The sequence below is a fragment of the Diaphorobacter ruginosibacter genome (assembly GCF_014395975.1).
Taxonomy (GTDB): domain Bacteria; phylum Pseudomonadota; class Gammaproteobacteria; order Burkholderiales; family Burkholderiaceae_C; genus Diaphorobacter_A; species Diaphorobacter_A ruginosibacter.
On record NZ_CP060714.1, the window covers coordinates 1,303,630 to 1,317,674 of the forward strand.

11 protein-coding genes are annotated in these 14,045 nt (G+C 64.4%); 6 read left to right on the forward strand and 5 right to left on the reverse strand.

Annotated elements, in window-relative coordinates; all coding sequences use genetic code 11:
• Positions 1-151 precede the first annotated feature (151 nt).
• The 6 genes from H9K76_RS05985 (at position 152) to H9K76_RS06010 (ending at position 6,210) form a co-directional block, all read left to right on the forward strand.
• Positions 152-925, forward strand: a complete 774-nt coding sequence (locus tag H9K76_RS05985; protein ID WP_187598736.1) for an ABC transporter ATP-binding protein — start codon at positions 152-154, stop codon at positions 923-925.
• Between the two features lies 1 nt (position 926).
• The gene (locus H9K76_RS05990) at positions 927-1,640 is read left to right on the forward strand and encodes an ABC transporter ATP-binding protein (RefSeq protein WP_187598738.1); all 714 of its coding nucleotides are present in this window, start codon (positions 927-929) and stop codon (positions 1,638-1,640) included.
• A 98-nt stretch (positions 1,641-1,738) separates the two neighbouring features.
• Positions 1,739-2,938, forward strand: coding sequence for an ABC transporter substrate-binding protein (locus H9K76_RS05995; protein ID WP_187598740.1), 1,200 nt, complete (start codon positions 1,739-1,741; stop codon positions 2,936-2,938).
• Between the two features lie 130 nt (positions 2,939-3,068).
• The gene (locus H9K76_RS06000) at positions 3,069-4,274 is read left to right on the forward strand and encodes an ABC transporter substrate-binding protein (RefSeq protein WP_187598742.1); all 1,206 of its coding nucleotides are present in this window, start codon (positions 3,069-3,071) and stop codon (positions 4,272-4,274) included.
• 37 nt (positions 4,275-4,311) lie between these two features.
• Positions 4,312-5,196, forward strand: coding sequence for a branched-chain amino acid ABC transporter permease (locus H9K76_RS06005; protein WP_187598744.1), 885 nt, complete (start codon positions 4,312-4,314; stop codon positions 5,194-5,196).
• A 15-nt stretch (positions 5,197-5,211) separates the two neighbouring features.
• Complete coding sequence (locus H9K76_RS06010) at positions 5,212-6,210, forward strand: branched-chain amino acid ABC transporter permease (RefSeq protein WP_187598746.1); 999 nt, start codon at positions 5,212-5,214, stop codon at positions 6,208-6,210.
• 76 nt (positions 6,211-6,286) lie between these two features.
• Here the strand turns inward: H9K76_RS06010 and H9K76_RS06015 are convergent, their stop codons facing one another.
• From H9K76_RS06015 to H9K76_RS06035, 5 genes are all read right to left on the reverse strand, one after another.
• Positions 6,287-8,191, reverse strand: coding sequence for a PAS domain-containing hybrid sensor histidine kinase/response regulator (locus H9K76_RS06015; protein WP_187598748.1), 1,905 nt, complete (start codon positions 8,189-8,191; stop codon positions 6,287-6,289).
• A 317-nt stretch (positions 8,192-8,508) separates the two neighbouring features.
• Positions 8,509-9,696, reverse strand: a complete 1,188-nt coding sequence (locus H9K76_RS06020) for a lipocalin-like domain-containing protein (RefSeq protein ID WP_187598749.1) — start codon at positions 9,694-9,696, stop codon at positions 8,509-8,511.
• Positions 9,696-10,775: a PLP-dependent cysteine synthase family protein gene (locus tag H9K76_RS06025; protein WP_187598751.1), complete on the reverse strand. Its 1,080-nt coding sequence runs from the start codon at positions 10,773-10,775 to the stop codon at positions 9,696-9,698. Before H9K76_RS06025 ends, H9K76_RS06020 begins: the two co-directional genes overlap by 1 nt.
• Before the next feature lie 34 nt (positions 10,776-10,809).
• Positions 10,810-13,365, reverse strand: a complete 2,556-nt coding sequence (locus H9K76_RS06030) for an ABC transporter permease (RefSeq protein ID WP_187598753.1) — start codon at positions 13,363-13,365, stop codon at positions 10,810-10,812.
• Entirely contained in the window at positions 13,365-14,033 is a 669-nt protein-coding gene (locus H9K76_RS06035) for an ABC transporter ATP-binding protein (RefSeq protein WP_425489679.1), read from the reverse strand. The genes H9K76_RS06030 and H9K76_RS06035 overlap by 1 nt, the downstream gene beginning before the upstream one ends.
• Between the last annotated feature and the right edge of the window lie 12 nt (positions 14,034-14,045).

Consider the following 14,045-nt stretch of genomic DNA (forward strand, 5'->3'; position numbering starts at 1 on the left):
TGACATCAATCAAGGGAATTCCTCCCTTAGGCGTTAATACATAGGCATTTCTACCAGTTCCTCCAAATGGAATGCCCACCTAGGATGCAGTGCAACATAACCACGGAGACAAGTGCATGTGGCGCCCCCGGCGTTGCATGCTCTGGTTGCCATGAGCGACTTCATTCTGGAAACATCACACCTCACCAAGGAATTCAAGGGTTTCACCGCTGTCAGCGATGTGAACCTGTCCGTGCGCCGCGGCTCGATCCATGCACTGATCGGCCCCAACGGTGCGGGAAAGACCACCTGCTTCAACCTGCTGACCAAGTTCCTGGAGCCCACCTCGGGCACCATCAAGTTCAATGGTCAGGACATCACCCGTGAAGCGCCCGCGCAGATCGCGCGGCGCGGGGTGATCCGTTCCTTCCAGATCTCGGCCGTCTTTCCCCATCTGACGCTGATGGAGAACGTGCGCCTGGGCCTGCAGCGCCAGCTGGGCAACGCCTATCACTTCTGGCAGAGCGAGAAGAGCCTGGACCAGCTCAACGACCGCGCAGTCCAACTGCTCGATGAGGTGGGCCTTGCCGACATCGCGGATGAGGTCACGGTGAACCTGCCCTACGGCCGCAAACGCGCCCTCGAGATCGCGACCACGCTGGCGATGGAGCCCGAGCTCATGCTGCTCGACGAACCCACGCAGGGCATGGGCCACGAGGACGTGGATCGCGTCACGCAGCTCATCAAGAAGGTCTCCGCGGGGCGCACCATCCTCATGGTGGAGCACAACATGAAAGTGGTGTCCACGATTGCAGACCGCATCACGGTGCTGCAGCGCGGTGCCATCCTGGCCGAAGGGCCCTACGAAGAAGTATCGAAGAACCCGCAAGTGATGGAAGCCTACATGGGCACGACAGACGCCGGGCAACTGCAAGGGGCGCATTGAGATGAGCAGTCAGCCTGCATTGGAAATCAAGGGGCTTCAGGCCTGGTATGGCGAGTCGCACGTGCTGCACGGTGTCGACGTGGTCGTGCAACCCGGCGAAGTGGTGACGCTGCTCGGGCGCAATGGCGCGGGCCGCACGTCGACCATGCGCGCCATCATGGGCCTCACGGGGTCGCGCAAGGGCTCGGTGAAAGTCAACGGGGTCGAGACCATCGACCTGCCGACGCACCGCATCGCCCACCTCGGCGTGGGCTATTGCCCGGAGGAGCGCGGCATCTTCTCGAGCCTGTCCACGGAAGAAAACCTCATGCTGCCGCCGGTGCTCAAGACCGGACGTCAGGGCATGTCGGTCGATGAGATCTATGCCATGTTCCCCAATCTGGCGGAGCGCCGCAACAGCCAGGGAACACGTCTTTCGGGTGGCGAGCAGCAGATGCTGGCCGTGGCGCGCATCCTGCGCACCGGCGCGAACCTGCTGCTGCTCGATGAAATCTCCGAAGGTCTGGCGCCGGTCATCGTGCAGGCACTCGCCCGCATGATCATCACGCTGCGCGAGAAGGGCTACACGGTGGTCATGGTGGAGCAGAACTTCCGTTTTGCGGCCCCGCTGGCCGATCGTTTCTACGTGATGGAGCACGGCCAGATCGTCGAGAAATTTGGCGCATCGGAGCTGGAGGCCAAGATGCCGGTGCTCAACGAACTGCTGGGCGTCTGACGCGCCGGCATCGATTTCCGGTTCGGATATCCCATTCATTGACAAGTGCGAAACCGCAGTTTCGCGACACAACAGCTTCGAAAGCAAAGGAGAAAGTAATGAAGAAGACAACTCTCAAGGCTCTGGTATGCGCTCTGGGCGCAATGGGCTTGGCATCTGCCGCCGTGCAGGCGCAGGAAAAGGTGAAGATCGGCTTCATTACCGACATGTCCAGCCTCTACGCCGACGTGGAAGGCAAGAACGGTGCCGTGGCCGTGCAGATGGCCATTGACGACTTCGGTGGCAAGGCCCTGGGCCAGCCGATCGAGATGGTCTCCGCAGACCACCAGAACAAGGCCGACATCGCCGCCTCCAAGGCGCGTGAATGGATCGACACCGCCGGCGTGACCATGCTGTTCGGTGGCACCAACTCCGGTACGGCACTGGCCGCTGCCAAGGTGGCGCAGGAAAAGAAGCGCGTGTACTTCAACAGTGGTGCGGGCTCCGCGGCCCTGACCAACGAGCAATGCAGCCCGTACACCGTGCACTACGCATACGACACCGTGGCGCTGGCCAAGGGCACCGGCGGTGCGGTGGTGGAGCGCGGCGGCAAGAGCTGGTTCTTCCTGACGGCCGACTATGCCTTCGGTCATTCGCTGGAAGCCGACACCTCGGCCGTCATCAAGGCCAAGGGCGGCACGATCGCCGGTTCGGTCAAGCATCCGCTGAATGCGTCGGATTTCTCGTCGTTCCTGCTGCAGGCACAGAACTCCAAGGCACAGGTCCTGGGCCTGGCCAATGCCGGTGGCGACTTCATCAACTCGGTGAAGGCGGCCAAGGAATTCGGCATCAACAAGAGCATGAAGACCGCCGGCCTGCTGGTGTTCCTGTCGGACATCCATTCGCTGGGCCTGAAGAACACCGAAGGTCTGCTGCACACCACCAGCTGGTACTGGGACAAGGACGATGCATCGCGCGCCTTCGCCAAGAAGTTCTTCGACAAGACCAAGCGCATGCCCACGGACATCCACGCGGCCGACTACTCCGCGACGATGAACTACCTCAAGGCGGTTGCCGCGGTGAAGACCACGGACGCCGACAAGGTCATGGCCTACCTGAAGAGCACTCCGATCAACGACTTCTACGCCAAGGGCGTGATCCGTCCGGATGGCCGCTTTGCACACGACATGTACCTCGTCGAAGTGAAGAAGGCTGCCGACTCCAAGAAGCCATGGGACTACCTGAACGTGCTGCAGACACTGCCGGCCGACACGGTGTGGACCACCAAGGCCGAGTCCAAGTGCACGCTCTGGAAGTAAGCGCGCGACGGCCTCTCTGAGGCCTCGACGCCAGGCCGCCGGTTGACCGGGGAGTGCCGCAAGGCATTCACCGCAGCCGGCGGTGGTCACCGGTTCCGCCCTCACGTCAACAACATTCAGGAGACACAACATGCAGAGGAAGAGCAAGTTCACGGCATTGGCAATGGTGCTCGCGGCAGCGGGCCTGTGTTCGCAGGCAGCGCTCGCGCAGGAGAACAAGGTCAAGATCGGTCTCATCACCGACATGTCCAGTCTCTATGCCGACGTGGAGGGCAAGAACGGTGGCGTCGCGATCCAGATGGCGATCGATGACTTCGGCGGCAAGGTGCTGGGCATGCCCATCGAGTTGCTGACCGTCGATCACCAGAACAAGGCGGACATTGCGGCCTCCAAGGCACGCGAGTGGATCGACACGCAAGGCCTGACGATGATCTTCAGCGGCACCAATTCCGGTACCGCGCTGGCGCTGGCCAAGATCGCCCAGGAAAAGAAGCGCGTGATGATCAACAACGGCGCGGCGACGTCGGCACTCACCAACGAGAACTGCACGCCCTATACCGTGCACTATGCATACGACACCGTCGCCCTGGCCAAGGGAACGGGCGCTGCCGTGGTGGATGCGGGCGGCAAGTCCTGGTTCTTCCTGACTGCGGATTACGCGTTCGGCCATTCGCTGGAGGCGGACACCTCCGCCATCGTGAAGGCCAAGGGCGGCACCGTGGTGGGGGCCGTGCGCCATCCGCTGAACGCGTCGGACTTCTCCTCGTTCCTGCTGCAGGCGCAGAATTCCAAGGCCCAGGTGCTGGGGCTTGCGAATGCGGGCGGCGACACGATCAATTCGATCAAGGCCGCCAAGGAGTTCGGCATCGGCAAGAGCATGAAGCTCGCCGGCCTGCTGATCTTCTACAGCGACATCCACAGCCTGGGCCTGAAGACCACCGAGGGCATGCAGTTCACCACCAGCTGGTACTGGGACCTGAACGACGAGACGCGCAAGTTCGCCGACAAGTTCATGGCCAAGACCAACCGCCGCCCCACGGAGATCCAGGCGGCCGACTACTCGGCCACCATGAACTACCTGAAGGCCGTGGAAGCCGCCAAGACCACCGACGCCGACAAGGTGATGGAGACGTGGCGCAACATGAAGATGAACGATTTCTTCGGTGCGGGCCAGATCCGTCCCGATGGTCGCTACGTTCACGACATGTACCTGATGCAGGTGAAGGCCCCCTCGGAATCGAAAGGTACCTGGGACTACTACAAGCTGATCAAGAAGCTGCCGGGCGAGCAAGTGTTCGCCACCAAGGCCGAGAGCAAGTGCGCTCTCTGGAAATGACCCGGCAACAGAGCTGAACCCTTAATTTTTGCTACCCATGGAAATCTTCGGTGTCTCTTTACCGGCCATGCTGAGCCAGCTCCTCCTGGGGCTGGTCAATGGCTCGTTCTATGCGATCCTCAGTCTGGGCCTGGCCGTGATCTTCGGCCTGCTCAACGTGATCAACTTCGCGCATGGCGCGCTGTTCATGCTTGGGGCGCTGCTCACCTGGATGGCCATGAACTACTTCGGCATCAACTACTGGGTGATGCTGATTCTCTCGCCACTGATCGTGGGGGTGCTGGGCGTGGTGATCGAGCGCACGATGCTGCGCTGGATCTACAAGCTCGACCACCTCTACGGACTGCTGCTCACGCTCGGCCTCACGCTGATCATCGAGGGCGTGTTCCGTTCGATCTACGGCGTCTCTGGCCTGGGCTACGACACTCCCGAACTGCTGGAAGGTGCGACCAACCTCGGCTTCATGATGTTGCCCAACTACCGTGCATGGGTGGTCGTTGCCTCCATCGTGGTGTGCCTGGCAACCTGGTTCGTGATCGAGAAGACCAAGCTCGGCGCCTATCTTCGGGCCGGTACCGAGAACCCGCGCCTCGTCGAAGCCTTCGGCATCAACGTGCCGGTGATGATCACGCTGACCTACGCATTCGGTGCCGCGCTGGCTGCCTTTGCCGGCGTGCTGGCCGCGCCGGTCTACCAGGTGACCCCGCTGATGGGGCAGAACCTCATCATCGTGGTGTTCGCCGTGGTCGTGATCGGCGGCATGGGCTCGATCATGGGCTCCATCCTGACGGGTCTCGGCCTCGGCGTGATCGAGGGCCTGACCAAGGTGTTCTATCCGGAAGCCTCGTCCACCGTGGTGTTCGTCATCATGGCCATCGTTCTGCTCATCCGCCCCGCCGGTCTGTTCGGCAAAGAGAAATAAAAGGGGCACAGTCACATGAATACGAAGAAATTTGCTCCGATCGGTTATGGCCTTCTTTTGCTCGGCCTGATCATTGCACCATTCGCCGGTGCCTACCCGGTGTTCATCATGAAGCTGCTGTGCTTTGCGCTGTTTGCTTCGGCCTTCAACCTGCTGCTGGGCTATACCGGCCTGCTGTCCTTCGGCCACGCCGCCTTCCTGGGCGGAGCGGCCTACATCACGGGCCAGTCCATCAAGGTCTGGGGCGTCACGCCCGAGATCGGCCTGATCCTGGGGACGATCTCCGGTGCGCTGCTGGGCCTGGTGATGGGCTTCTTTGCGATCCGCCGCCAGGGCATCTACGCAACGATGATCACGCTGGCGCTGGCCCAGATGCTGTTCTTCGCGTGCCTGCAGTTGCCATTCACGGGCGGTGAGGACGGCCTGCAGGGCGTGCCGCGCGGCAAGCTGTTCGGCCTGATCGACCTGAGCAGCGACATGACCATGTACTACGTCTGCCTGGTGGTGGTGGTGCTGGCCTTCCTGGTCATCGTGCGCACGATCCATTCACCCTTCGGCCAGGTGCTCAAGGGCATCAAGGAGAACGAGCCGCGCGCGATCTCGCTGGGCTACGACACCAACCGCTTCAAGCTGCTGGCCTTCGTGATCTCGGCAGCGATCGCCGGCCTTGCGGGCTCGCTCAAGACGCTGGTGCTGGGCTTTGCCACGCTCTCCGACGTGCACTGGAGCGCTTCTGGCCACGTCGTGCTGATGACGCTGGTGGGCGGCCTCGGAACGTTGTCGGGCCCTATCCTCGGTTCTGCCGTGGTGGTGATGCTGGAAAACAAGATCGGTGACTTCGGCAACTTCCTCGCCCACCTCACGGGCGTGGAGTGGTTCAACACGCTGGGCGAGTCGGTGACCATTGTCACCGGCCTGATCTTCGTGGTCTGCGTGCTAGCATTCCGCAAGGGCCTGATGGGCGAGCTCATCGCCTGGCTGGAGCGCCGCCGCACGGGCGGCAAGGCACACTGACGCCGAGCAGGACCAAGGCGCTGCCTTGGCAACGAAAAAGCCGCTGGTTCCCAGCGGCTTTTTCGTTTTCAGCCCGTCATTGTCCGGGGGGCGAGGAGCCTTCCGTTCTCCGGCGGCCCTGCACCGCATCGCGGATCTGCGTGAACAGCTCTTCCAGCGTGAACGGTTTGAACAGCACGGGGTGGCGACCATCGACGAGCCCCTGCTCGATGACCACATCTTCCGAGTAGCCCGTGGCGAAGATGACCGGGACATCGTTCTTCATTTCCCGCAGCTTGGCGAGAAATTGCGAGGTGGTCATGCGACCCGGCATCCTCACGTCGGAGATGATCACATCGGCCTTCAGGCCATTGCCCAGGAACTCGATGGCGTACTCGCAGTTATAGGCAGTGGTGATGTTCTGGTAGCCCACATCGTAGAGCGCATTGGCCAGGGCGTTGCGCACGCCGATGTCGTCGTCGATGATGAGCAGGGATTCGCCGCCCACCTCGATCACCGTGCCGGGCTGCCTGTCCTCGTCGGCAGCGATGAGTTCGGAGCGCGGCAGGTACATCGAGATGGTGGTCCCCACGCCGAGCTCCGACTTCACATTCAGGAAGCCGCCCGAGTTCTCCACGAAGTTCTTCACCATCGGCAGGCCCAGGCCGGTCCCCTTGTTCGGGCCCTTGGTGGTGAAGAACGGTTCGAAGATGCGTGCCTGGACGTCCTCCGACATGCCCATTCCCTCGTCATGCATGCGAAAGACCACGTAGTCTCCACCAGCCCTGGCTGATCCATGCTCTTCCTGTGCCGCGGGATGCCATGGCGTGGGCAAGCCCTTGCGCTGCACGCGCTCGTTGGCCACGGAGAGCATCAGGGTGCCGCGGCCGGCGATGGCATCGCGGGCATTGATGGCCAGGTTGATCAGTGAGTTCTCCAGATACATGCGGTCCACCAGCACAGGGGCAACGTCCTCCTCGACCCGGATGGTGAGGAAGGCCTCGGCGCCGACGGCTTTATCCAGCAGGTCGCGAAGCTCGTCCATGAGCTTGCCCGGCTCGACCGCCGACACGCTCTGCGGCTTGCGGCCGCTGAAGCCCATGAGCTGGGACGACAGCCGCGCAGCCTTCTTGATGTTGACCCGGATCCCGTCCGCATACTCCTTGTAGATCGGGTTCTTGAGGTTCTTGAACAGCAGCTCGGCATTCATCCCCATGATGAACAGCAGGTTGTTCAGGTCATGCGCGACGCCGCCTGCGAGGTTGGACACCAGCTCCATCTTCTGCGCGCTCTCGAGCAGGTTGTTGGCATTGCGCAGTCGCCGCTTGTCGCTCAGGTGGTCGGCCTTCTGAGCCTCGATCTGGGCAATCAGGTTTTCTTCGGACTCGACGAACGACTGGATCCGGATGCCCGCACCCACCCAGTACATGATCTCGCCGCTTTCGTCGCGGATAGGCGCGTACTGCGCAAGATGCCAGTGGTAGTGGCCCTCCCAGTCGCGTATGCGGTAACGGAACGGTCGTGCCACACCATCGACCATGGCCTGCGCGAGCACCTTGCTGGCCTTGGCCAGGTCATCGGGGTGGAATTTGGAGATCCAGTACGTGTTCGACACATCGTTCACCACGGGCCGGCCGTGCGAGAACTGGTTGGACGTGTGGTTGATCCAGAAGAGGTCCCCTTTGGGCGTGCACATCCACGCATTCAGCGGAAACCCTTCGAGCGCCCGCTGGAACCGCTTCTCCAGCGGCTTGGCCTGCGCCTCAGCGGCAGGGTCGGCCAGGGCGATCAACTGGACAGCCAGCACGGAGCCACCCGCGCCCCGCACGGGGGTCAGTTCAAGCAGCAGGGAAGAGGGGGCATGGCGGTAGGTGGACCTGCAGGGCTCGCTGGCGCAGCGCCTGATCTGCGCATGGATATCGGGATAGGCACCGAGCAGGTTGCGGCCCGTGATGATCTGGTGGTCCTTGATGAGGGCTTCGAGGGCTTCGTTCACGGACATCGGCGAGCACTCCACCGCATCCAGCAGGGCGTGCGCGACCCTCGACCCTCGCATGGTCTCGGTCAAAACGCATAGAACCTGGTCGTTCATGGGGAGCCGGTCTTTCGAATGGGGGAAATCAACGCCGGAACAGCCTTCCGCGATGTGGCCTGACGGCTCAGGATACCCTCGCGGAGGCATCATGGCAAAAGTGTGTAATTCTCTATCAATTAATATTTTGACATTGGTTTAATCTATTTTACTTTGGTATTGTTTCAATTCCGGCGCATTGGCCAACAGGGTGGATCGTCCATGTGTTGAGGCGGGCAGCCAGTGCGTCAGCTCAGCCGGATGCCGCCGGCATACCCCGTCATCTCCAGGTAACCACGGCCTACCGTGGTTCCGGATCGGTCCTTGAGGTCGCTGATGCCCTCCCAGTAGACGGCGCCGGTGGATCCCGTGCTGTCCAGTTCCTGGTCGTCCAGCAACGCGTCGACGGCGAAGGAGCCTTCCGGCGTATCCACCTGCCATTGCACCGGGTAATGCGCGCCGCTGTGCGGGCTGCGCCAGCGCCTCTGGGGATCGAACCGGACTTCCCCCGGCGCGAATATCCGGGCCTGCACGGCACCCGGTGCGCGCAGCGAGCCGCCGGTCCACAGCGTGCTGCCGTCGGCGCGCCGCAAACGGAATGCGGTGAGCGCCGATCCGTCGAACAGGTTCATGCCGATCCAGTCCCAGCCCACGGCGTCCGGATGCATGAGTGCCTCGCTCCATTCATGATCCATCCATGCGCGGTTGCCGCGCGCATCGCCCTGCCGGGCTTCGATGCGATGACGAGCGCCCTTGACCTGGAGTTCTCCGCTTACTGCAAGCTGGGGAACGCTGTAGTAGTAGCTGGCCTGGTCTTCCTGTGGCCCCTTGCGCGACAGGCCGTCCTTTCCTTGCAGGATCAGCGGCTGTGTGCTGGCAAGCGTCAGGTCGAGCGTGAAATCGCGCGAACGGATGGCGGTGGTGAATGTGCTGTGGGCGGATGCATCGTGCTGGCCATCGGGGGTGTGCCGCTGCAGTGACCAGTCACGCAGGCGAATGCTGCAATCGGCCTCGGACGCCTGTGCAATGCCGAAGCCGGCACGTGCCATGCGCTGGTCGTGGTATTGCACACCGGCTTCCAGGTCGGTGACGGCCGCATGCGCGAAGAGGAGCTGGCGTGCCGCGAATTCCGAGCGCATCTGCTGCGTTGCCGCGACGCGCGAGCGAAAGAAGGTGACCTGGAAGCCGAGCTCCCGCCCGGTGCCCCGCTCAATGCCCCGATCAGCCGCGCCCGCGTGCACATGCCCGGTGATGTACCACCACTCGGTCTGCAACTCCGGATGGCTCGCGTGGTCGCGTGGGAACGAGAGGGTGCGAGCGGGCAGGGCATTCGCGGCCGTTCCGGTGAACGCCCCCATCGATGGAAGCACGAGGGCCTGCGCGGCGAACGCCACCCAGTCGCGGCGGCGAAGGCCGGCGTTGGCGCGCATCGGCATCAGGTGAGCTGCGTGCGCAGGCGCTCGCCCGCGGACTGGCATTCACCCATGCAGTTCATGACCCATTCGTCGTTGAAATAGGTGGGCAGATAACGCTCGCCGGAATCACAGAGCAGCGAAAGAATGGATCCCTGCTCACCAGCCGCGCGCATCTCGCAGGCCAGCCGAAGCATCGCAATGAAGTTCGTGCCGGTGGAGGGACCCACGCGCCGGCCGAGCAGGGCAGAGAGCGCACGCATGGCGGCGATCGAATCGGTGTCGGCCACCTCTTCCATGCGGTCGACCAGCGTACGGATGAAGCTGGGTTCCACGCGCGGACGGCCGATGCCTTCGATGCGCGAGCCGGGTGCGGTGAGCGTGTCGTCGCCTGTCCGGTGGTACTGCGCAAACACCGAGCCCGCCGGGTCCGCCACGCACAGCTGCGTGGCGTGCTGCTGGAAGCGTACATAACGGCCGATCGTCGCGCTCGTGCCGCCCGTGCCGGCGCCCACGACGATCCACGATGGAACGGGGTGGCGCTCGCGCTGCATCTGCGTGAACATGCTCTCGGCAATGTTGTTGTTGCCGCGCCAGTCGGTCGCACGTTCCGCGTAGGTGAACTGGTCCATGTAGTGGCCGCCGGTCTGCGCGGCCACTTCACGCGCAGCGCCATACACCTCGCCGGCCTTGTCGACGAAGTGGCAACGGCCGCCATAGAACTCGATCAGCGCGATCTTCTCCGCCGACGTGGTGCGCGGCATCACCGCGACGAAGGGCAGGCCCAGCAGCCGCGCGAAGTAGGCCTCGCTCACCGCGGTCGACCCGCTCGAGGCCTCGACCACGGTCGAGCCTTCGCGGATCCAGCCATTGCACAGCGCATACAGGAACAATGAGCGTGCCAGCCGGTGCTTGAGGCTGCCGCTTGGATGGGTGGATTCGTCCTTGAGATAGAGATCGATGCCATGGTCGGCAAAGGACGGCAGGGGCAGTGGTATCAGGTGCGTGTCGGCACTGCGCTGGTAGTCGGCCTCGATGCGGGCGATGGCGCTGTGCAGCCAGGGGCCGGATGTGGGGGGGCTTGCTGGGTGGGTGGAATGCATGGGGTCTTCCAATGTGTGCGGGGTGGGCATGCGCTCACCAGTCTTCCTTGACGGCGAGTATCGCAGACCGGCCTGCCGCCGCGCGGCCGGCAATCCAGGCGGTCAGCGTGCCCGAAGCCACGAGTGCGGATGCGAGCAGGGCAAGGCGCGGCCACGGCAGCCGCAGGTCCATCGTCCAGTGGAAACTCTGGGGATTGACCACATGGATCAGCACGGCCGCCACGGCCACGCCCAGGCCGGTTCCGGCCACGGCGCCCACGGTCGTCCACGCCGCGCCTTCGGCTGCGACAACCCCCAGGATCTGCGCCCGCGTGAAGCCGAGATGGGCCAGCAATCCGAACTCCTTGCGGCGCGCCAGAACCTGCGCGCTGAAGCTGGCCGCCACACCGAACAGCCCGATGCCGATGGCGACCATCTGCAGCCAGTAGGTCACCGCGAAGGTGCGATCGAAGATGGCGAGCGAGCGTGCCCGTATGGCCCCCGAGGTGGTGAACTCGAGCGCCGCCTGGGGCATGGTGGCCGTGATCTGCTGCTGCAGCCGCGCGAGATCGGCATCGGGGCGCGGCCAGATCGCGAGGTCGCTGGTGCGCGCATCGCCGGTAAGGTGTGCATAGTCCGCGCTGTCGATCGCAACGGCGCCAAATTGCCGGACATAGTCGCGCCAGATGCCGGCCACGACAAAGCGGGGCGGTGGTTGTCCATCGGCCTTCATGGCATTGGCAAGAGCGGGCCACTCGCTTCCCTGGTGCACGCCGTACAGTGCCTCGATCGCTTCGCTGACGTAGACAGGAATGCCCTGCGACGGAGTGTCGGGCGATATCTTCTCTGGCGTGGCGACCATGGGCAGGACCTGCTCCGGGTCGGTGCCCAGGGGGCGCGCGATCAGCGTGATCGCGGCCTGCGTGGCGCTCAGGCGCAGGCTGCTCACGCGCTGAGCCTGCAGGCGCTCGATATCCGGCAGGCGGGAGATCGCCATCATCTGGCCCGGACCGAAGATGACCGCATCGTCACCTGCGGGCAGGCCTGCGGCGCGCACGTACAGCGGTGCGGGCACGACGGTCTCCAGCCACTGGCTCACCGATGTGCGGAAGCTTGTCACCATCACGGTGAGCGCCACCGCGAGGCTCAGGCTGGCGACCACCCCTCCGACCGCGACCGCCGCCACGCCGCGCATGCGATGCGGGCGCTCGAGCGCGAGCATGGCAAGCGCATGGCCGCGAGACAGAGGCAATACGGCCTTCAGCAGGCTTTGAACGACCCACGGCAGCAGGGCGATGCCGCCGACCAGCAGGCATCCCACGGCGACATAGGCTGCGATCGGCAGCCCCGCGACGGGTGGAACCAGCGCCAGCAGGGCGCTGGCCAGCAGCAGGGCCAGAGCCGGCCAGGGTCGATGCGGCGTGCGTGCCATCGCACCAAGTCCCTTGAGCGTCTGCGCGGGCGGCAGGGCCTGTGCCTGGCGGGCGGGCCACCATCCGCCGACGCAGGCAGCGGCGAGACCGAGTGCGCCATAGATTCCCGCGGTCACGGCATTCCACTGCAGTTCGGGTTGGACCCCCGCGAAGTACCCGCCGCCCAGATCGCCTCCCAGCAGCCGAAGGGCCAGGGCCGCCAGCAGCGAGCCCAGCGCCACGCCTGCTGCGCTGCCGACGACGCCGATGATCCCGGCCTCGGCCAGCACAAGGGCGAGCCGCTGCCGGGGCGTGACGCCCAACACCGCCAGGAGGGCCAGTTGCGGCGCACGCTGTGCCACGCTGAGTGCGAGCACGGAGTAGACCAGGAATGCGCCGGTGAAGAGCGCCACCAGAGCGAGCACGGTGAGGTTCACGCGATAGGCGCGCGAGAGGTTGTCCACCCGCTGCGTCGAGTCACCCGGTACGCTGGCGAGCACGGAGCCGCGCTGCAGCGCACGGCGCACCGTGTCGATGTCCGAGCCGTCCTGCAGTTGCAGGTCGATGCGGCTGAGTTCGCCATGGCGTTGCAGGAGATCCTGCGCGGCGCCGATATCCATCACCGCCGTTGGTGCCCCGGGCGCGGCGATCGTGCCCTGCACCCGCACCTCGTGTCGGCCACTTGCGATCGCGATCTGCATGCGTGCGTCCGGCAGCGTGTCCTCCGTCAGTCCGAGTGCCTCGATGGCCGAGGCATTCAGGAACAGCGTGTCGGGCGCGATGATGGCAAGCCGGTCTGCTCCTCGGGCCACACGCGGCATCATGGCAGGCGCGAGTGCCGCGACACCAAGCGTGTCGGTGCCAAGCAGCCGCACGGCGACAGGTTTTTCCTGCCCGCCCGCATTCCTCACCAACACGCTGGCCTCGAGCCACGGGATCGCCAGCGCCACATCCGCACGGGTGCCGGCCTCGGCGAAGAGAGAGGCCGGCAGCATGCCGTGGGAGGCGCTCAGCGCAAGATCGGGCTGCCCCTGCACGGTGCGCACCGCGCGTGAGAACTCGCTCTGCGCCGATGCATTGATCAGCTGGACCGACAGCCCCAGGGCCACGCCCAGCATGACAGCCGCCACGGCTGCCAGGGTGCGCCATGGATGATGGCGCATGCTCTGCCACGAGATGGTGCGCAGCAGCGACAGCATCAGCCCGCCGCTGGCTCGTTGACCATGCCGCCGGCCGTGAGGCGCAGTGTCCTGTCGGCACGCGCGGCGGCACTGTGCGCATGGGTGACGAGCACCAGGGCGGCGTGATGCTCGCGCGTCTGGGCGATCAGCAGGTCCATGATGCGCGCAGCCGTGTCGGGATCGAGGTTGCCCGTGGGTTCATCCGCCAGCAGCAGGGGAGGGCGGTGAATCAGCGCGCGTGCAATCGCCACGCGCTGCAGTTGGCCGCCCGACAGCTCCTGCGGCAGTCGTGCCCCCATGCCGCCCAGTCCGACGGAGGCCAGCATCTTCTCGACGCGCCCATCGTCGCGCTGGCCCAGCAGCACCAGTGGGAGGGCCACGTTCTGCGCGACGTCGAGATGGGGTAGTACGTGAAAGGCCTGGAACACGAACCCCACATGGCTGCGCCGCCAGATGGCACGCGCGCGATCGTCCATGGCCCCAAGGTCGGCGCCCTCGTGCACGACGGTGCCCGCATCCCAGTGGTCCAGTCCCGCCATGCAGTTGAGCAGCGTGGACTTGCCGACGCCGGAGTCACCGATCACGGCGATGAACTCGCCGGGGTGCACATCGAGATCGACATCGCCGAACACGACCGACTCGCCATAGCGGCGTGTGAGCCCGCGCAACCGCATCAAGGGAGGCATCGGCGGCATAGG

Coding starts and splice junctions, on each gene's coding strand:
- H9K76_RS06035 (WP_425489679.1), bottom strand. CDS start 14,033: ATGCCTCCCTTGATGCGGTTGCGCGGGCTCACACGCCGCTATGGCGAG.
- H9K76_RS05995 (WP_187598740.1), top strand. CDS start 1,739: ATGAAGAAGACAACTCTCAAGGCTCTGGTATGCGCTCTGGGCGCAATG.
- H9K76_RS05990 (WP_187598738.1), top strand. CDS start 927: ATGAGCAGTCAGCCTGCATTGGAAATCAAGGGGCTTCAGGCCTGGTAT.
- H9K76_RS06020 (WP_187598749.1), bottom strand. CDS start 9,696: ATGCCGATGCGCGCCAACGCCGGCCTTCGCCGCCGCGACTGGGTGGCG.
- H9K76_RS06015 (WP_187598748.1), bottom strand. CDS start 8,191: ATGTCCGTGAACGAAGCCCTCGAAGCCCTCATCAAGGACCACCAGATC.
- H9K76_RS06010 (WP_187598746.1), top strand. CDS start 5,212: ATGAATACGAAGAAATTTGCTCCGATCGGTTATGGCCTTCTTTTGCTC.
- H9K76_RS06025 (WP_187598751.1), bottom strand. CDS start 10,775: ATGCATTCCACCCACCCAGCAAGCCCCCCCACATCCGGCCCCTGGCTG.
- H9K76_RS06005 (WP_187598744.1), top strand. CDS start 4,312: ATGGAAATCTTCGGTGTCTCTTTACCGGCCATGCTGAGCCAGCTCCTC.
- H9K76_RS05985 (WP_187598736.1), top strand. CDS start 152: ATGAGCGACTTCATTCTGGAAACATCACACCTCACCAAGGAATTCAAG.
- H9K76_RS06030 (WP_187598753.1), bottom strand. CDS start 13,365: ATGCTGTCGCTGCTGCGCACCATCTCGTGGCAGAGCATGCGCCATCAT.
- H9K76_RS06000 (WP_187598742.1), top strand. CDS start 3,069: ATGCAGAGGAAGAGCAAGTTCACGGCATTGGCAATGGTGCTCGCGGCA.